This window comes from Paenibacillus phocaeensis (genome assembly GCF_900021165.1).
GTDB classification, from domain to species: Bacteria; Bacillota; Bacilli; order Paenibacillales; family Paenibacillaceae; genus Fontibacillus; species Fontibacillus phocaensis.
Genome location: NZ_FCOQ01000022.1, coordinates 1 through 17109 on the forward strand (window position 1 = coordinate 1; position 17109 = coordinate 17109).

At 49.8% G+C, this 17109-nt stretch carries 17 protein-coding genes; 12 read left to right on the forward strand and 5 right to left on the reverse strand.

What is annotated here, in order from left to right; all coding sequences use genetic code 11:
* The first annotated feature begins 154 nt into the window (after positions 1-154).
* The 5 genes from BN3795_RS15195 (at position 155) to BN3795_RS15215 (ending at position 5019) form a co-directional block, all read left to right on the forward strand.
* Positions 155-1021 (forward strand): AraC family transcriptional regulator, encoded by an 867-nt coding sequence (locus tag BN3795_RS15195; RefSeq protein ID WP_068785541.1) that lies wholly within the window; start codon positions 155-157, stop codon positions 1019-1021.
* A gap of 158 nt (positions 1022-1179) precedes the next feature.
* The gene (locus BN3795_RS15200) at positions 1180-2253 is read left to right on the forward strand and encodes a Gfo/Idh/MocA family protein (RefSeq protein WP_068785542.1); all 1074 of its coding nucleotides are present in this window, start codon (positions 1180-1182) and stop codon (positions 2251-2253) included.
* 20 nt (positions 2254-2273) lie between these two features.
* The gene (locus BN3795_RS15205; protein ID WP_068785543.1) at positions 2274-2984 is read left to right on the forward strand and encodes a ThuA domain-containing protein; all 711 of its coding nucleotides are present in this window, start codon (positions 2274-2276) and stop codon (positions 2982-2984) included.
* Between the two features lie 15 nt (positions 2985-2999).
* Positions 3000-3968: a sugar phosphate isomerase/epimerase family protein gene (locus BN3795_RS15210; protein WP_068785544.1), complete on the forward strand. Its 969-nt coding sequence runs from the start codon at positions 3000-3002 to the stop codon at positions 3966-3968.
* A 13-nt stretch (positions 3969-3981) separates the two neighbouring features.
* Entirely contained in the window at positions 3982-5019 is a 1038-nt protein-coding gene (locus BN3795_RS15215) for a Gfo/Idh/MocA family protein (protein ID WP_068785545.1), read from the forward strand.
* Positions 5020-5074: 55 nt separating this feature from the next.
* On the opposite strand, the gene BN3795_RS15220 is transcribed toward BN3795_RS15215, so the two are convergent.
* Positions 5075-6244, reverse strand: coding sequence for an epoxide hydrolase family protein (locus tag BN3795_RS15220; RefSeq protein WP_068785546.1), 1170 nt, complete (start codon positions 6242-6244; stop codon positions 5075-5077).
* A 139-nt stretch (positions 6245-6383) separates the two neighbouring features.
* Between BN3795_RS15220 and BN3795_RS15225 the strand changes: the two genes are divergently transcribed.
* On the forward strand, positions 6384-7205 hold the full coding sequence (locus BN3795_RS15225) for a helix-turn-helix domain-containing protein (RefSeq protein WP_232729942.1): 822 nt from the start codon (positions 6384-6386) through the stop codon (positions 7203-7205).
* Positions 7206-7407: 202 nt separating this feature from the next.
* On the opposite strand, the gene BN3795_RS15230 is transcribed toward BN3795_RS15225, so the two are convergent.
* Positions 7408-7983, reverse strand: coding sequence for a YdeI/OmpD-associated family protein (locus tag BN3795_RS15230; protein WP_068785548.1), 576 nt, complete (start codon positions 7981-7983; stop codon positions 7408-7410).
* A gap of 251 nt (positions 7984-8234) precedes the next feature.
* Here BN3795_RS15230 and BN3795_RS15235 point away from each other — a divergent pair, with 251 nt between their 5' ends.
* The 6 genes from BN3795_RS15235 to hxlB are packed head-to-tail and all read left to right on the forward strand — an operon-like array spanning position 8235 to position 14565.
* Positions 8235-9200, forward strand: a complete 966-nt coding sequence (locus BN3795_RS15235) for a sugar kinase (protein ID WP_110945209.1) — start codon at positions 8235-8237, stop codon at positions 9198-9200.
* 14 nt (positions 9201-9214) lie between these two features.
* Complete coding sequence (locus tag BN3795_RS15240) at positions 9215-10570, forward strand: sucrose-specific PTS transporter subunit IIBC (RefSeq protein ID WP_068785549.1); 1356 nt, start codon at positions 9215-9217, stop codon at positions 10568-10570.
* Positions 10571-10615: 45 nt separating this feature from the next.
* Complete coding sequence (locus BN3795_RS15245) at positions 10616-12259, forward strand: hypothetical protein (RefSeq protein ID WP_068785550.1); 1644 nt, start codon at positions 10616-10618, stop codon at positions 12257-12259.
* Positions 12260-12313: 54 nt separating this feature from the next.
* On the forward strand, positions 12314-13327 hold the full coding sequence (locus tag BN3795_RS15250) for a LacI family DNA-binding transcriptional regulator (protein WP_068785551.1): 1014 nt from the start codon (positions 12314-12316) through the stop codon (positions 13325-13327).
* 57 nt (positions 13328-13384) lie between these two features.
* Complete coding sequence (hxlA, locus tag BN3795_RS15255; protein ID WP_068785552.1) at positions 13385-14011, forward strand: 3-hexulose-6-phosphate synthase; 627 nt, start codon at positions 13385-13387, stop codon at positions 14009-14011.
* A gap of 5 nt (positions 14012-14016) precedes the next feature.
* Positions 14017-14565 (forward strand): 6-phospho-3-hexuloisomerase, encoded by a 549-nt coding sequence (hxlB, locus tag BN3795_RS15260; RefSeq protein WP_068785553.1) that lies wholly within the window; start codon positions 14017-14019, stop codon positions 14563-14565.
* A gap of 109 nt (positions 14566-14674) precedes the next feature.
* Here the strand turns inward: hxlB and BN3795_RS15265 are convergent, their stop codons facing one another.
* From BN3795_RS15265 to BN3795_RS15275, 3 genes are all read right to left on the reverse strand, one after another.
* The gene (locus BN3795_RS15265) at positions 14675-15049 is read right to left on the reverse strand and encodes a hypothetical protein (RefSeq protein WP_198524733.1); all 375 of its coding nucleotides are present in this window, start codon (positions 15047-15049) and stop codon (positions 14675-14677) included.
* 86 nt (positions 15050-15135) lie between these two features.
* On the reverse strand, positions 15136-16668 hold the full coding sequence (locus BN3795_RS15270) for a M56 family metallopeptidase (RefSeq protein ID WP_068785555.1): 1533 nt from the start codon (positions 16666-16668) through the stop codon (positions 15136-15138).
* Positions 16668-17075: a BlaI/MecI/CopY family transcriptional regulator gene (locus BN3795_RS15275; RefSeq protein ID WP_068785556.1), complete on the reverse strand. Its 408-nt coding sequence runs from the start codon at positions 17073-17075 to the stop codon at positions 16668-16670. Before BN3795_RS15275 ends, BN3795_RS15270 begins: the two co-directional genes overlap by 1 nt.
* Positions 17076-17109: the final 34 nt, after the last annotated feature.

A 17109-nucleotide genomic window follows, 5' to 3' on the forward strand; every position in this document is an offset into this window, starting at 1 on the left:
TGCAGAAGGATGACTCACGAAAAGGCTTCATTATTCACGAATACACTATGCAAAAGAATGCGGTTTGGCCTATAATTTGATTGAGCACTCCGCAAAATTAACTATCAATCAATCCAGGTAAGCCAATTACATCAAACAGGGAGTCAACGGGGTTATGAGCGACTATCTGGAAATCCCGGAATTCGTGGATTCCATTCCGTTTCGAACATTTTTGAACGACGGTGTGACGATTGTCTACCCGCACTGGCATAAAGAAATTGAAATCATCTATTCCCGCAAAGGCAAAGTAAATATCGGTGTTCAGGAAGATATTGTCCAGCTGGAGGAAGGCGAGATCTACTTCTTCCCGAGCGGCGAAGCCCACTATTTCCTGGCTTCCCCGGACAGTGAACGGTATGTCTATCAATTCAACCTGAAGCTGTTCGACGAGAGAATTCTGCGTGTATCTGAAGACTCTTTGTTAAATCTCTTTGAGACCGGGGAGCCGCTTAGCCGCAACTGGCCAGAGTGGCTGGCTCAGAAGGCGACGGAGCTGTTGATTCATCTCTATGAGGTCGAAGAGAGCCGACCCGCCGGCATGAATTATTTGACCTTGGGGTACCTGCATCAATTGATCGGCGAGTTTTATTTGCATTTGCCGAGGCGCCAAGCCAAGCCGACGTCCAGCAAGCGGTCTACCGTTCAACATAAAGAAACGTTGGACCTGCTGAATCAAGTTTTTGAATATGTGGAGAATCGCTATCAGGAAGTGATTACCCTTGAGGATGTCGCCAAATTCGTTGGCTTCAGCCCGTATTATTTCACGCGGTTCTTTAAAACCAATACAGGGCAAACCTTCATGCAATTCTTGACCGAATACCGGGTGAACCAAGCCAAGTTTATATTGGCGAACGAGAACATTCCGATGGCCGAAGTCGCCGATAAAGCCGGCTTTGCCAGTGTGAAAACCTTCCATCATGTATTTAAGGATGAGGTTGGACAATCGCCGCTGCAGTACCGCAAAAATTTGAATAAGCCTTGAATATCAAGGGCTTGAACGAGGAAATCTCGTTTAAGTCCTTTATTTTTTAGGGAAGGCAGAGCAATATTCGGGAGTTTTTTGCGGGGAATGCGGGAAGAAAGCGGCATCGGATTTGGCTATAATGAAGTCGACAATAGAACGCTTTCAGGAGGTATACGATGAAATTAAAGGTTGGAATTATAGGATGCGGCGGGATTGCAAACGGCAAGCATATGCCGGCATTATCCCAGGTAGAAGAAGTGGAAATGGTGGCGTTCTGCGACATCATCGTTGAACGGGCAGAGGAAGCCAAGGCGAAGTTCGGAACTCCGGACGCGAAGGTGTTTGACGATTACAAAACGATGTTAGCCAATGCCGATTTGGATGTCGTTCATGTATGTACGCCGAATTCCTCGCATGCCTTCATTTCGATTGCGGCGATGGAAGCGGACTGTCATGTGATGTGCGAGAAGCCGATGGCGAAGACGTCCGAAGAAGCGAGAAGCATGATTGAAGCGTCCAAGCGTACCGGCAAGAAGTTAACGATCGGTTATCAGAACCGGTTCCGGACCGATTCGAGATATTTGCATCAATTTTGCGAAGAGGGCGGATTGGGCGAGATTTATTTTGGCAAAGCCCATGCGATTCGTCGTCGTGCGGTTCCGACCTGGGGCGTGTTCCTGGATGAGGAAGCTCAAGGCGGAGGTCCATTGATCGATATCGGGACGCATGCATTGGATTTGACGCTTTGGATGATGAATAACTACAAGCCGAAATACGTGGTTGGGAAAACCTATCACGCCCTGTCTCAGACGAAAAATGCTGCGAATGCCTGGGGACCTTGGGATCCGGAAAAATTCACCGTCGAAGACTCCGCGTTTGGTTTCGTAGTGATGGAGAACGGGGCCACGATCTTCCTGGAATCCAGCTGGGCCTTGAACAGCCTGGATGTGAAAGAAGCTAAAACGACGCTTTGCGGAACCAAAGCAGGCGCCGATATGAACAATGGCTTGACCATCAATGGGGAAGACCACAGCTTGTTGTATGAGAAGAACATTGAACTGCAAACCGGGGGCGTTGCCTTCTATGATGGGGCCGGCGAAAGACCGGAAGTACTTGAAGCGCGATCCTGGGTCCAAGCGATCCTGAACGATACCGATCCGGTTGTGAAGCCGGAGGAAGCTCTGGTGGTGACGGAAATCCTGGAAGCGATCTACAAGTCCTCGAAGACCGGCGAGCCGGTATACCTATAAGATCCCAAGGAGCGATATCGATGATTCAAGTGACCGTATGGAACGAATTTCGCCATGAGAAGACCGACCAAGCCGTTCGGGATATGTATCCGGAAGGCATCCACGGGCAGTTGGCGAAGTTCCTGGGTGAAGATCAGTTTAAGGTCAAGACCGCGACTTTGGATGAACCGGAGCATGGCTTGACGGAAGCCGTATTGGAGGATACAGATGTCCTGATCTGGTGGGGGCATATGGCCCATGATGAAGTCCGGGATGACATCGTGGAACGCGTGCATAAGCGGGTGCTGGAAGGCATGGGGCTCGTGGTGCTGCATTCGGGACACTTCTCCAAAATATTCAAGAAACTCATGGGCACTTCCTGCGATCTGAAATGGCGGGAAGACGGCAAGCACACGCGGATTTGGAATGTGAATCCGAGCCACCCGATCGCTGAGGGAATTGGGGATTTCATCGAACTGGAGAAAGAAGAGATGTACGGCGAGCATTTCGATATTCCGGCGCCGGATGAACTGATCTTCGTCAGCTGGTTCCCCGGCGGCGAGGTGTTCCGCAGCGGTTGTACCTTCCGCCGCGGCAACGGGAAGATTTTCTATTTCCAACCCGGCCATGAAACTTACGCCAGTTATTATAACGAGAAAGTGCAGAAGGTCATTAAAAACGGAATTCGTTGGTGTGCTCCAACTCAAAATGGATATCCGGTTTATGGCCACTACAAGGCACGTGAACAATAAGGAGAGTGATCGTCGATGAAACTGGGTGTATTTACGCCATTGTTTAACGCTTTAAGCTTTGAAGAAATGATTGAGGAAGTAGCCAAGAGAGGATTGCAAACGGTCGAAATCGGCACCGGCGGCTATCCGGGCAACGCTCATCTGGATATCGACAAGCTGCTGGCCAGCAGTGACGCGAGAAAGGAGTATCTGGCGAAATTAGCGGACAAAGGCCTGGAGATCTCGGCGCTCAGCTGTCATAACAACCCGATCTCCCCGGTCAAAGAAGTGGCTGCGGAAGCGGACGAATTACTGCGCAAGACGATCAAGCTGGCGAGCTTGCTGAACGTTCCGGTGGTCAACGGATTCTCCGGCGTCTCGGGCGGGAATGCAGCGGATACTCAGGTGAACTGGCCGGTATTGCCTTGGCCAACCGAATACGACGACAGCTACACTTACCAATGGGAACAGAAGTTGATTCCGTATTGGAAGGGAATCAATACCGAAGCCGAAGCGGCCGGTGTGAAGATCGGGATTGAACTTCACGGCGGATTCCTGGCCCATACGCCTTATACCATGCTGAAATTGCGTGAAGCCACAGGGAAAGCCATCGGTTGCAACCTGGATCCAAGCCACTTGTGGTGGCAAGGGATCGATCCGGTCGCGGCCGTCAAGATTCTTGGGGAAGCCGGCGCAATTCACCATTTCCATGCGAAGGATACTTATCTGGATCAAGATAACATCAATATGTACGGTTTAACGGACATGCAGCCTTACGGCAATGTGAAGACGCGGGCCTGGACCTTCCGCTCCGTGGGTTGCGGTCATGACTTGAAGGTATGGTCGGATATCATTTCCGCCTTACGCGTGTATGGTTACGACTATGTGTTAAGCATTGAGCACGAGGATCCTATTATGTCGGTGGATGAAGGTCTGAATCGGGCCATTACCAACTTGAAATCGATTATGATCCAAGAGCAGCCCTCAGCCATGTGGTGGGCGTAAAGGAGCAAGCAGGATGTCAATCATTAATTTCGCCGTAATCGGCTATGGCGGCATGGGTTCCTACCATGCCCACAACTTGATCCCAGCGGAGAGCGCCCGTTTTCACGTTGCGGGGACTTATGATATCTCCGGGGAGAGACAGCAAATCTCCAAGGGCAAAGGCCTTCATATTTATGGCAGCCTGGAGGAAGTCTTGCGGGACGACCAGATCGAAGCGATTCTCATCGCGACGCCGAACGATTCGCATAAGGAAATCGCGATCCAAGCGCTGCGGGCCGGCAAACATGTGGTTTGCGAAAAGCCTGTTGCCATGAACACCGAAGAGCTAGATGAGATTCTGGCCGTTGCCGAAGAGACCGGAAATGTGTTTATGGTTCATCAGAATCGCCGGTGGGACCCGGATTTCCTCATCATTCGTCAGCTGTATCAGAACAAGACGATCGGAGACATCTTCCAAATCGAATCCCGTGTCCAAGGCGCTAATGGCATTCCAGGCGATTGGCGTCATCTGGAGAAGCACGGAGGCGGCATGCTGTTAGATTGGGGGGTTCACCTGCTGGATCAGTTGCTTTGGCTGGTCGATAGTCCTGTCCAGAGCGTGTATTCGGACTTGAGTTATATCTTGGGTGATGAAGTGGATGACGGATTTATGAGCTACATCACTTTTGAAAATGGCGTGCGAGCTCTGATCGAAGTAGGAACCACCAACTATACCAAGCTTCCTCGCTGGTACGTGAAAGGTCTGGAAGGAACCGCGAAAATCAACGATTGGGATTTGTCCGGAGAGATGATCGCCGCTACCGGCCGGAAAGATGTGGCAGCTCCAACCCCGATTCAAGCGGGTGTGGGACTCACGAAGACGATGGCGCCCCCTTCGGAGGAGGCAACCGAGAAATTGGCCTTCCCGGAACCTAAAGCCGATTTTGTTCCGTTCTACCAGAACTTTTATGAAGTTGTTCGTGAAGGCGCTGAGCCTATCGTAAAAAATCAGGAAGTTCGCAAGGTCCTGAAGCTGATTGACGATATTTTCAAGTCATGCCATCAAGGGTGACCTGACTCCAGGCGTTGCCGCGTGAAAAAGCTGACCGTTCCCGGTCAGCTTTTTTTCATTTCGCCTTCCTTTCGCGTGTTGCTCGAAATGATCGGAAGAACTCGCGGATATCCCGAGCCATCAGCTCCGGTTCCTCCATGGCGGTAAAATGACCGCCGCGGGGCAGGGAAGTCCACCGGGTCACATTCAGATTTCGCGCGGCCCATTCCTTGGGCGGGAGCAAGATATCCGCCTTGAACAAGGCAAGGGCGGTTGGAACCTCGATGTAGCCGAGTGGAGGCAGCGTATGGGTGTTTTCATAATACATCTGGGCGGCCGATCCCGCCGTGTTCGTTACCCAATAAATCATAATCTGCGTGAGCAGTTCGTCTTCGGTGAATCTTTGCCGAAGGTCTCCGCCGCAATCGCTCCAGGCTCGCAGCTTCTCGAGGATCCAGCTTGCCAATCCAACAGGGGAGTCGGACAAACTATAAGCCAGCGTTTGAGGACGCGTCGATTGGATGGACATATAGCCGCCTTCTTCAGCTACCCATGCCGAAGCGGCTTGTTTATATTGCCGCTCTTCTTCCGAGAGCTCCGCCTCGTTCGGTGCAGTCATGAGCCCGCGGATAATCCCGATGTCGGTGAGATGAATGCCGTACAACCGCTCAGGATAGTTGACGGCCAGATATCGGGTCACCCCGGAGCCCATATCACCGCCGCCAGCAGCGAATTTGTCGTAGCCCAACTCCTCGGTCATAAGCTTTGCCCACAACTCGGAGACGCTCGCATTGTTGATACCAGGACGAGCCGGGCGGCTGGAGAAGCCGAACCCGGGCAACGAGGGGACAATGACGTCAAAGGCGTCCTCTGCACTGCCGCCGTAGCTGGCCGGATCGGTTAAGAGCGGAATGATTTTCTCATACCGAAGATAGCTGTCGGGCCATCCATGAGTGAGGATCAGGGGCAGAGGGTTCGGTCCTTTCCCGCGCTCATAGACAAAGTGGATGTCGATCCCATCCAGGTGCGTGCGGAATTGAGTGAACCGGTTTAATCGGGCCTCTTGGGCTCGCCAGTCATATTGATCCTTCCAGTAGGCGACCAGGGATTGCAGATACGATCGTTCCGTACCTCGTTCCCAGCCGATGTACTCCGGCTGATCGGGCCAGCGGACGCGATCGAGTCGGCTCCTCAGGTCGTCCAGGATTTCGTCGGAAACGTGAATGTGAAATGGTTCAAGTGCCATAGAGCATCCCTCCTATTGGTGCTACATCGATCATTATATCCTCTGGAAAGATATGATACACTGGCATAAATGAAGCATCTGACTATACGATTTGATAGGTGAGACCATGCCGCAAATAGATCGATACAAGAATCGCATTGTGAACATTGAGTTTGTTCCGATGGAGGATGTAAGACGACTTCCTTATCCAGAACGCCGTTCCCTGGTCTTGATTACTTCGGGAAGCTTACACGGCACTTTAAACGAGCATCCCATCTCGATCGTTGCTCCGGGTGTCCTTTGCCTGGCGGAAAACGATGAACTGAGAGTCACGGAGGCACTTAACGTAGCCGCTCAATCCTTCCACTTTCACCCGGAGTTCCTGACCAGCGTCAGGTTGTCCGATACGGAGAAGTACTTTTCGTCGGCGCCAAGCATCCAGACCGGGCTTTCGCTGTTTGACAGAGCGGATCCCTATTCCGGCATCCCTCGGCTTACCGCAAATGCTTATCCGCTTATTTTTGAATGGTTTTTTGTCTTGGGCACGGAAGTGATGGCGCAAAGCGATGAACGATGGGCGTGTCGAATTAAAAAGTATCTCATCCAAATTTTTGGCTTGCTGGAGGAGTTGAACCGAAATCGCGAACCTTCCCCGGTAGATCTCGTGTTAGAGTACATCCACACGAATTATTCTCGCAAGCTTACCCTGGAGGATTTGACGGGCATCGCGCATTTGAACCGCGTGACTTTAAACAAGCGGTTTCAGGCAAGATGCGGTTCGACCGCGATGGGGTATCTGCTCTCCTATCGATTGAAGGTGGCATGCGAACTTCTAACCCATACTGATATGAACCTGAACGATATTGCGCGCGCGACGGGGTTTGAATACGATACTTATTTCATCAAGCAGTTTACGGCCAAGAAAGGGATGTCCCCTACGACGTATCGGATCAATTCGCGCAAGTTTTCCAACGCACAGTAAATATAACAGGGAGGATAAGGGCGGAACGGGAACTGATCGGTTCCGACCTCGACGGAAGCGACGGTTGGTCCTTGACCTGGGATTTCGGTCGTCGGAGTATGCATGACCGCATCGTAGTCCAAGCCTTAGGCAGCGATGGGACAACCCAAGCTCAAGAGATGATTTTGGTTACGGCAGAGTGAGGATCCCGCGTTTGGCGCAGCTATTCTTCCAGCAATCGTCCGCCATCATTCCACTGGCCGTACATGTTATTTTCCTTCGTGTGTGCGATCAATTTGTCCAGTCGGCTCTGAAACAGCTCCGGTTGGTGGATGACGCTTTGGATCGTATCGATCCGAACTCTGCGATAAAGCGCCGGGAAGGACATGAAGTTCTTGTACACCTGTGGGTCCTCCCGCAGCCGCTCTTCAATAACGCTGTCGATCCGAAACGCTTCGGGGTTCATCTCGGGAAGAACCCTTCGTCCCTCCTCGGTCATGAGCCCCAGCTTCTCCAGACGGCGGACCCGCGCTTTGTTCAATTCGGTCCATGAACTTCGATTCTGACGAGGGGACAGCCTTTGAGCTGTCTGTGTCTCGTTCAGCCTCTTCTTGATTCCGTCGATCCAACCAAAACATAAAGCTTCTTCAACCGCGTCTAAATAGAGCAGCGTGTCCGGTCTTGGCCTCATGCTGACGACAACCCAACACGACTTCGCAGTTCGGCTATTCGCCTGCAGCCATGCCCGCAGTTCTTCTCTGGACTTCACTGGAAGCAATTCTAGTGGAGCATTTGTCATTCGAGTCGTCTCCTTCGTCGTTGATATCTTGATTATATAAAAAGAATCATGACAACACACTGTCATGCTTCTTATCCATTTAGGTATGCCAACATTTTTATATTGATAAGCGCTTACATATCGTCTATAATCGAACTAAACCGGTTTACTAAACCGATTTAATAAAATGATTGATCTGAAGAGGGAGGAGGCATACTAAGTTTCATCTTGGTTTGTTCAACCAAAATTTCAACAGAAAGGCGAGAAATGAATTGAGCAATTTGGATGCCGTTACTTTTGGCGAGGCCATGGTGATGTTTACAGCAGATGAGCCGGGTCCACTTCATGAGGTGATCCATTATACCTCAGGATTAGCCGGAGCGGAAATGAACGTCGCTATCGGGCTCGCAAGGTTGGGCTTAAGATCCGGATGGGTGAGTAAAGTTGGAAATGACTCCTTTGGAAATCTGATCTTGCGGCGTCTCGAAGAAGAGGGGGTTGATATTAGCCAGGTTCAGATCGACGAGCAATATCCCACCGGATTTCAATTGAAATCCAAAGTATGGGATGGCGATCCTGAAATTCAATACTTTAGGAAAGGTTCTGCGGCGAGCTATATGGGGGTAGAGGATTTTGCGGAAGAGTATTACTTAGGGGCAGCTCATCTCCATATGACCGGGATTCCTCTGGCCATTTCGGAACAAACTAGGGAATATGCCGACTGTGTACTTCAGTGCATGAAGAGAGAGGGGCGAACCGTATCCTTTGATCCCAATTTACGTCCTGCCCTTTGGAAATCGCAGCAAGAAATGATCGATGTGGTCAATAAGTTCGCTTTTGAAGCGAATTATGTCCTTCCGGGAGCAAGTGAAGGATATCTCTTAACCGGCTACAGCGAGCCCGGCGATATGGCTTCCTTTTATTTGGAAAAAGGAGTTGAACTGGTGATCGTTAAACTGGGAGAAGGAGGCGCTTATTATAAGACGCCTAATGAAGAAGGCCAAGTGAGTGCTTTTCCCGTTGAAAAGACAGTAGATACAGTAGGTGCCGGTGACGGTTTTGCTGTAGGCGTCATTAGCGCTTTAATTGAGAAGCGTTCCATCGTGGAAGCGGTTCAACGCGGGAATGCGATCGGTTCCCTGGCGGTGCAGTCCCCCGGGGATTACGACGGCTACCCTACCCGAGAACAATTGCAGCATTATATGCTAAATCAACAAATGATCAGGGCAAATAGATAAGGAGGTCATCAGGTATGAAAGAACAAGAGGTCGCCAAACAAATTCTTCAACATATTGGAGACAAAGAGAATGTTACTTCCGTGGAACACTGCGCAACGCGGCTAAGACTCATCCTGAAAGATAAGTCCAAAATTGATGAGAAAGCGATTGAAAATATTGACGGCGTTAAGGGGCAGTTTTTCTCCGCAGGCCAATACCAAATCATCCTTGGCACGGGATTTGTCAATAAGGTTTACGACGCATTCGTGAACGGGGATACTACCATCCAAAACGATAATAAAGCGGAAGCCTATAAAAACATGTCCGTGGTTCAGAAAATCTCCAGAACGTTAGGCGATGTATTTATTCCGATTATCCCTGTGCTGGTAGCGACCGGACTATTTATGGGCTTGAGAGGACTATTAACAAACCTTGGCCTAGAGATGAATCCTACCTTCTTAACGTTTACCCAAGTGTTGACGGATACGGCCTTCGCTTTCTTACCGGCCCTTGTCGGTTATTCGGTCATGCGGAAATTCGGGGGTTCTCCGATCTTGGGGATCGTGATCGGATTAATGTTGGTTGCGCCTCAACTTCCCAACGCCAACGCCGTTGCCAGCGGTACGGCAGAACCGATTCTGCTGTCGCTGTTCGGGTTGTCCATCCCGATTACGGGATATCAAGGATCGGTGCTTCCCGCATTAATGATCGCTATTTTGGCCTCAAAGGTGGAAAAGTCACTAAAGAAAGTGGTTCCGGATTCTTTATCCTTGATCGTCACGCCGTTCGCCACGCTTTTAGTTAGTATTTTCTGCGGTTTGCTTATCATTGGACCGCTCATGCATGGGGTCGAACAATTAATCCTTAACGGATTCAGATCATTGATCACCTGGCCGTTCGGGATCGGCGGATTAATTATAGGAGCTCTGGATCAACTGATTGTAACAACAGGAGTGCATCATATCTTCAAGGCGTTAGAGATTGAGTTGTTGGCGAAGACAGGGGCAAATCCATTCAACGCCCTCGTTTCGGGAGCGATTGCCGCACAGGGCGGGGCAGCTTTGGCGGTGGCCTTTAAGACCAAAGACATCAAGAAAAGAGCGCTTTATTTCTCCTCAACGATTCCAGCGTTTTTGGGAATTACGGAACCGGCTATTTTCGGGATCAATCTGAGATTAGTCAAGCCCTTTGTGTTTGGTTGTCTCGGGGGCGGTATTGCCGGGATTTTCTCTTCGATCGTAGGCCTCAAAGGCACGGGATTGGCAATCACGGTCATTCCGGGAGCATTATTGTACCTGAACGGGCAAATTCTGATGTACATTATTGCGAACTTGATTGGTCTTGGCGTAGCTTTCACTTTAACTTACCTGTTCTTCAAGCACAGTGAATAAAGGATTGAAATAAATCGACATATAATTAGGAGAGGAGAGAACCCTATGTCTCGTCTATACAACAATTTAATCTTACCGGAGCCTTGGCCTCCGGAGTATAAAGAAACCACGCTGGATCAGCCCTTGGGAGTCCCGTATTTAACGAACAAACCGGATGTAATTAATATCGATACAGGAAGACAGCTGTTTGTTGATGATTTTCTGATCGAAAACAGCAATTTGACGCGGGAATTTCATCAACCTCATCTAGGTGCCGAACCGATCTTTGAACCGGAAAGTCCCTTAGAGATGAATGATGGGTATTGTCCTTGCGCTTGTCCGTTTAATGACGGGATTTTTTATGACGATGAAGATCGAAAATTTAAAATGTGGTATCATGCCGGTTGGTTTGATGGCGTAGGTTATGCGGAAAGTGAGGATGGAATTCACTGGAAAAGGTTGACGGAATTAGATCCGGGAAGAACTTCGGAGAGGGTCATCCCCCGGGAATTTGGAACGCTTCGAGACGGCTCGGCGGTTTGGATTGATTATCATGCCCCAAATCCGGATGAGAAATATAAGATGCTTGTATTCTACAGAAAATACGATTTTGATGTGAAATATTACCATAATAAGCCGAAGCATGCTCATGATATTCCAGGATCGGTTCCACCGCTGGAACAAGCCGTGTTATATAAATCGGCGAACGGCATCGATTGGAAAGAAGCGGGGAATCTTGGCCCGTGCGGAGATAATACCACCTTTTTTTATAATCCATTTACAAAAAAATGGGTATTCAGCTTGCGTACATTTTCTGCTTTAGATAGCAGAGTGCGGACAAGAGGATATTTTGAAACGGAAGATTTCTTTGGCGGAACGAACTGGAAGGCGCAAGATATCAAATTTTGGTCCCGAACCGATATCTATGACATGCCTGATCCGGATATGGGGTACTATACGCAATTGTACAATTTGGATGCGACCCCTTATGAAAGCTTAATGCTGGGAGTGTTCAGCGTTTTTATGGGACCTCCCAACAACATCAGCGGTAAAAACGGAACCCCTAAAATTAATGATCTGAAGCTCGGATACAGCCGAGACGGGTTCCACTGGTCCAGACCCACCTATGATAACTTTATTTCCTCATCGCGACAAAAAGGATCCTGGGATTATGGATATGCGCATGCGGTAAACGGGGTTTGTTTGGTGGTCGAGGACAAAATTTACTTTTATTATTCCTGCTTTTCGGGGAATTCTCCCAAATTCAGCTCTCACAAATACGCCGGAGGAAGTTTGGGACTGGCAACCCTGCGTCGGGACGGATTTGCCTCTTTAACCGATCAAGGAAAAGGGGGAGAAGTGGAGACGGCCAAACTCGCTTTTACCGGGAACCATCTTTTTGTCAATGCTTCATGTGAAGGTGGCCGTATTTATGCGGAGATACTGGATGAAGATTCCAAGGTGATCGAAGGCTTTGAAAAGTCGGAATGCATTCCGGTTTCCGCGGATCAAACAAAGATGGAAATCAAGTGGAGAAAGAAACAAATTGCGGATTTAAAGACAAACGTAATAAGAATTCGTTTTTACCTGGAGAATGCTTCCATTTATTCGTTCTGGATTTCGCCGGACGAAGAGGGCCATAGCCAGGGATTTATGGCTGGCGGCGGACCGGGATTTGTTCAAGGGCGCGATATGGGGACAACTAGATAAACGAGAAAATAAAAGATACAATACAAGGAGTGATTAAGAAAAGAGGGAGATTGGATGGAGAAAGTCACCATGGCGGATGTTGCGAAGAAAGCCGGCATATCCAAGAGCACGGTTTCTCAATTCCTAAATAAACGCTATGAATACATGAGTGATGAAACCAAGAAGAAGATCGAAGAGGCGATCAACCAGCTTGGCTACCAGCCTAATTATATTGCCAGAAGCTTAAAGCAAAAGCGGACTTCCATGATCGGGATTATTATTGCAAACATCATGCACCGCTTTTCTACAGAGGTAAGCCGGGCAATTGAAGATTACTCCAATGAGCATGACATGCATACTATTTTTTGCAATACGGATAATGATCCGGTTAAAGAAAAAAAATACATCGATATGCTTCGGGCGAAACAGGTGGACGGATTAATTATTTTTCCGACGGGGCAAAATACAGAGCTGTACCAAAATATGCATCAACATGGCTATCCGGTTGTATTCATGGACCGAAAAGTCAAGGATATCGATATTCCTGCAGTTAAAGTCAATAACTTTGAATCGACGTTCTCCATTATTCAACATTTTATTGATTACGGGCATGAGCGGATTGCCATCGTTACGCAACCTCTGACGATCTCTACCCGGGTTGACCGGATTGAAGGTTATAAGAGCGCGATGCTTGCCAATGGAAAGGAAATTGATCCGCGATTTATCGTCAGTACGGAAGTTCAACAGATGAAGTCGGAGCTTGAGAAGCTTTTCTTTGGAGAGCAGCCACCGACTGCCCTATTGGCGGGGAACGACCTCGCTTTCTTGGAAGTGCTGAAATTTGCCAAAGAACATGGGGTGAAGGTCGGAAGCCAGTTTTCTTTAGCTGTTTTCGATAATATCCCGTTTGCGGATTTGGTTGATCCGCCTGTGACGACGATTGCGCAGCCGTCCTATGAAATGGGGAAGAAAGCGGCTGAAATGCTTCTGAAACTGATCAATAAAGAGGAAACGAATATGGAGGACGTTGTATATCAATGTCAGCTTCTGATTAAAGAATCATCAGTAAGGAGAAACTACGATCATTGATGAACGGGTCCTTTTTTTCATTTGAATAAATCGATTTAGTAAGTGGGGGCAGCAAAGGTGATCATTCAGTTGGCATTAGATCGTCTGACCATAGATGAGGCGATTGGTCTGGGGAAAATGACGGAGGAGTACGTTGATTGGATTGAAGTCGGCACTTCATTGATCAAGGAATACGGGATGGAAAGCGTGCGAAGAGTGAAGGCGCAATTTCCTTCCAAGTCGGTGATTGCGGATATCAAAACCATGGATAATGCGAAATATGAATTTGAAATCTGTTACCAAGCGGGGGCGGACCTGGCAACGGTTATGGGAGTGGCACCGCTGGCTACCGTAAATACCTGCCTAGATGTTGCCAAAAAATATAACAAAGGGATCATGATTGATCTATTGAATACCAGCAAGGATCAAAAGGAGCAGCTGTTTCCGCTTGCCCAAGATGATCTTTATTTCTGTGAGCATGTCAGTAAAGATGAGCAAGAAGTGCTCGGAAAAAGGAATGATCTTGTGCCGTTTGATGTTGGATCGCGGATCAAGCTTGCAGTTGCGGGGGGAATTCAATTAGATGCTTTGCCGAAGCTCGCTGCAAGACGACCTGCCGTTGTTATTGTCGGCTCTGCCATTACCCAAGCTTTAGATCCACACATGGCGGCAAAGGCATTCAGTGAAGTTTTGAAAGAGGTGTAAGAAAGATGAAAACGACAGAACAGATATTGAAGGAAGTTCAGGGCGTTATCGATAAGATTGAGGAAACCAGCTTGGACGAAGTCGCTGCGAGTTTGTTTGATGGAAAACGAATCTTTGTAAGCGGTGAGGGACGATCTGGGTTCATGGCGAAGTCCTTTGCCATGAGATTAATGCATTTGGGAGCCACTGTTTTTGTTGTGGGCGAGACCATTACCCCGTCGATGGAAAAAGGGGATGTGTTGGTTGCGGTTTCCGGTTCCGGAAAGACCCAAAATGTCATTTGGACAGCGGAGAAGGCCAGGTCCATTCCCTGCCGTGTCGTTGTGATAACGGCTAATCCCGATTCGGAGCTTGCCTCCCACGCCTCTCTGGTGGTCGAAGTGCCGGCCGCCACAAAATACCGGACCGAACATGAACCGGCTTCGATTCAACCGCTCGGCTCTTTGTTTGATCAAAGCATCCATATTCTGTTTGATGCGATTTGCCTGGTCTACTCCAAGCTAAAGAAGACGGATCATGAGCAGGCATTCCGACGCCATAGCAATTTGGAGTAGGGGAAGTCAGCGATCCTGACAACCTCGTCTCGATCACGGTTGAAGCCGATGCGGAGCTTGCGGTAGATGCCCGGGCAACCGGCAGATCGGTTGCCCGGCGCAAATACGGCTACAGACGAAGATCGAAGCCGGAACCGCTGTTTAACAGACCATTCCTTCCCCAGCCCGTCGCATAGCTGTAGCCCGGGGACAGGAATCCCTGCCCGGCGTTGGACTTCAGTGCGAGGCTTATCCATTCATTGTTGCGGCCGCCCAATCCGGTTAATAGCGGGAACAGCATGGAGAAGGGGGATTGCGGGTAATTGCCCAGCCCCATCGTAGACAGTCCCAGTCCCGCATACGGAAAGGGATAAAGGGAGGGCGTTTCCGCTAACGTTGAGGCCAGATAGCTTGAAAAAGCCTTTTCTTCGTTTCCCGTTTCTAATTTCCGAACCGGGGATTCCATACAACGGCATACGTGATCTCCCAATGAAGCGACTTGCATTCATGATCATCCTCTCATTATCAAATTTATAAAAGGACTATAAACATAGTCTTTTTACCGAAAAAAATCTTCCGTCTGTCCGCCTGTCAGTACAAGGGCAGCCGTTCCAACCGCTCAAGACTGGACAGGTCCGTCAGTACGCTTTTGCCTATACCAAAACCCCAATATTTGACGTAATGGTATGGATATTGCGCCATAACCAACACCTGTCCTTCCTGTATTCCTTGTTCCCGGATCGACTCGCGAATCGGCCCAGTATCCACATAGATCGGATCGTCTCTCCTGGTCTCCGCAAGCAGCTGTATACGGGTCCGGAGCTGCAGAAGCGTCAAGCCGTCAAAGTCTGAATCGAGCAACATAGAGACGCTCGGGTTGGTGGAAGGGAGGCCGCTCATTTGCTCCGCCATGCTGGATAAGGTCGACAGACTGCGCGGATCGGTGTGTTCGTCCAGCCAAAACGCATACAACTTCGGCGTATTCTCCGCATACAAAGCAGCGTACATCTGGTTTGAAGGCAGCAGGCAAACCGCCAGAAAAGCACACAGACAGATCCCCGAGACGGCCTTGAACTTGGCCTGGCGTCCGGCCCGGAAATCGGCGATCGTTCTGATCCGCTCCGCCAAGGGCGCATGCCTGGCCAGCAAGTTCGCTCCGATTCCGGGAAGAGAATGCGAGCTGTTCAACTCTCCTTGTCTGATGAGCAGCATCCCGTAGCGCGTCCGTTCCTCCCGGTTGAGCAGCCGCAGCACGCGCGAATCGCAGCGGATTTCCAGGTCGTCTCTATACTTGCGTACGGCTAGGCGTACGAGCGGATTGATCCAATGGGCAATCTGCAAAGCACGGGACAATCCAAGCAGAAGAACATCTCTCTGCTTGAAATGCATCAGCTCGTGCAGCAGAATAAACCGCAATTCTTCCGCCGAATAGGTTCTGTCGTAATCATACGGCAGCAAAATGCTTGGCCGGAATAATCCGTGAAGCGCGGGAAAGGGAATCCCCGATCTCATTAAACGGACATGCCCGCGTATGCCGGCTTCCTCTCGGCATTGGTCAAACAGCGCAAGCAGCTCCCGGTCCTCGCACGGAAGTGCGGAGCGGACAAGCCGGCGCGTCCGGCGTCTTCGTTCCCCATCGATCGCCGCATACATGCAAATCCCGCCGAGCCATACGCAGGCGAACGCATGAACAACCTCCGAGAGACCCGATTGGCTACGGGTAGATTCAAGTAAGGGGCGTTCAATCGGAGGCAGGGAAATCCAGGTTTCTTCGCCGTCGCGATACATCCGCGTATCTCGTGAAGGGGGGGAAGAGTCGGAGGGTCCGTAGAGTTGGTCTCTGACTGCATTCCAGCTCTTTCCCACAGAGGAGAACACGGCGCCTACGCTGAATGGCCGCTCGTACAGATAGGCGTCAGTCCAATTTTCAATACTGGTGGGACTCGGGATCGAGAAAGGCAGGCATAGCTTGATCAGAAACAAAAGCCAAAGCCAACACAGTGCTCGAGGACTCAGCAACTTCCTCCCGAACCGGCGCAATACCAGGATAAGGAGCACGATCAAGGAAGCCGCCAGCGTCAGTTCGATTCCCTTCAATAGGAGCATGGGCAGCAGGAAATCCATCAGGGGCGATCATCTCCACGGGACTCGTCATTTCGGGTCAGCATTTGTTTCAGCATATCCGCCTCGCGCGGGGACAATCCTCCGTCCTGGAGAAATCCGGCCAGAAGGGAGTGCCTGTTCCCGTCATAATACAAGTCCAGAAATTGCTGCCGCTCCCGCCGCAAATAAGCTTCCTCCTCGATGAGAGGAAAGTAGTAATAGATCCGGCTGTCGTGTTCATCCACCTGGTACCCCGCGAATTGCTTCCTCACCAAATTTCGCAGCAGCGTCTTGATCGTGCGGAAATGCCAGTCGGCTTCCTTCGATACGATGTCAATGATGACACTGGCGGTGCATTTGCCTTCCTTCCACAACACCTTCATGACGACTAGTTCGGCAGGGCTGATGCTCTGTGTTTTTTTTCTCAAAGAAAAATCCCCTTTACCCGAGATGCGTAACGTT

Excerpts from the sequence above, each read along its gene's own strand:
- BN3795_RS15195 (WP_068785541.1), top strand. The coding sequence starts at position 155 with ATGAGCGACTATCTGGAAATCCCGGAATTCGTGGATTCCATTCCGTTT.
- BN3795_RS15200 (WP_068785542.1), top strand. The coding sequence starts at position 1,180 with ATGAAATTAAAGGTTGGAATTATAGGATGCGGCGGGATTGCAAACGGC.
- BN3795_RS15205 (WP_068785543.1), top strand. The coding sequence starts at position 2,274 with ATGATTCAAGTGACCGTATGGAACGAATTTCGCCATGAGAAGACCGAC.
- BN3795_RS15210 (WP_068785544.1), top strand. The coding sequence starts at position 3,000 with ATGAAACTGGGTGTATTTACGCCATTGTTTAACGCTTTAAGCTTTGAA.
- BN3795_RS15215 (WP_068785545.1), top strand. The coding sequence starts at position 3,982 with ATGTCAATCATTAATTTCGCCGTAATCGGCTATGGCGGCATGGGTTCC.
- BN3795_RS15220 (WP_068785546.1), bottom strand. The coding sequence starts at position 6,244 with ATGGCACTTGAACCATTTCACATTCACGTTTCCGACGAAATCCTGGAC.
- BN3795_RS15230 (WP_068785548.1), bottom strand. The coding sequence starts at position 7,983 with ATGACAAATGCTCCACTAGAATTGCTTCCAGTGAAGTCCAGAGAAGAA.
- BN3795_RS15240 (WP_068785549.1), top strand. The coding sequence starts at position 9,215 with ATGAAAGAACAAGAGGTCGCCAAACAAATTCTTCAACATATTGGAGAC.
- BN3795_RS15245 (WP_068785550.1), top strand. The coding sequence starts at position 10,616 with ATGTCTCGTCTATACAACAATTTAATCTTACCGGAGCCTTGGCCTCCG.
- BN3795_RS15250 (WP_068785551.1), top strand. The coding sequence starts at position 12,314 with ATGGAGAAAGTCACCATGGCGGATGTTGCGAAGAAAGCCGGCATATCC.
- hxlB (WP_068785553.1), top strand. The coding sequence starts at position 14,017 with ATGAAAACGACAGAACAGATATTGAAGGAAGTTCAGGGCGTTATCGAT.
- BN3795_RS15265 (WP_198524733.1), bottom strand. The coding sequence starts at position 15,049 with ATGCAAGTCGCTTCATTGGGAGATCACGTATGCCGTTGTATGGAATCC.
- BN3795_RS15270 (WP_068785555.1), bottom strand. The coding sequence starts at position 16,668 with ATGGATTTCCTGCTGCCCATGCTCCTATTGAAGGGAATCGAACTGACG.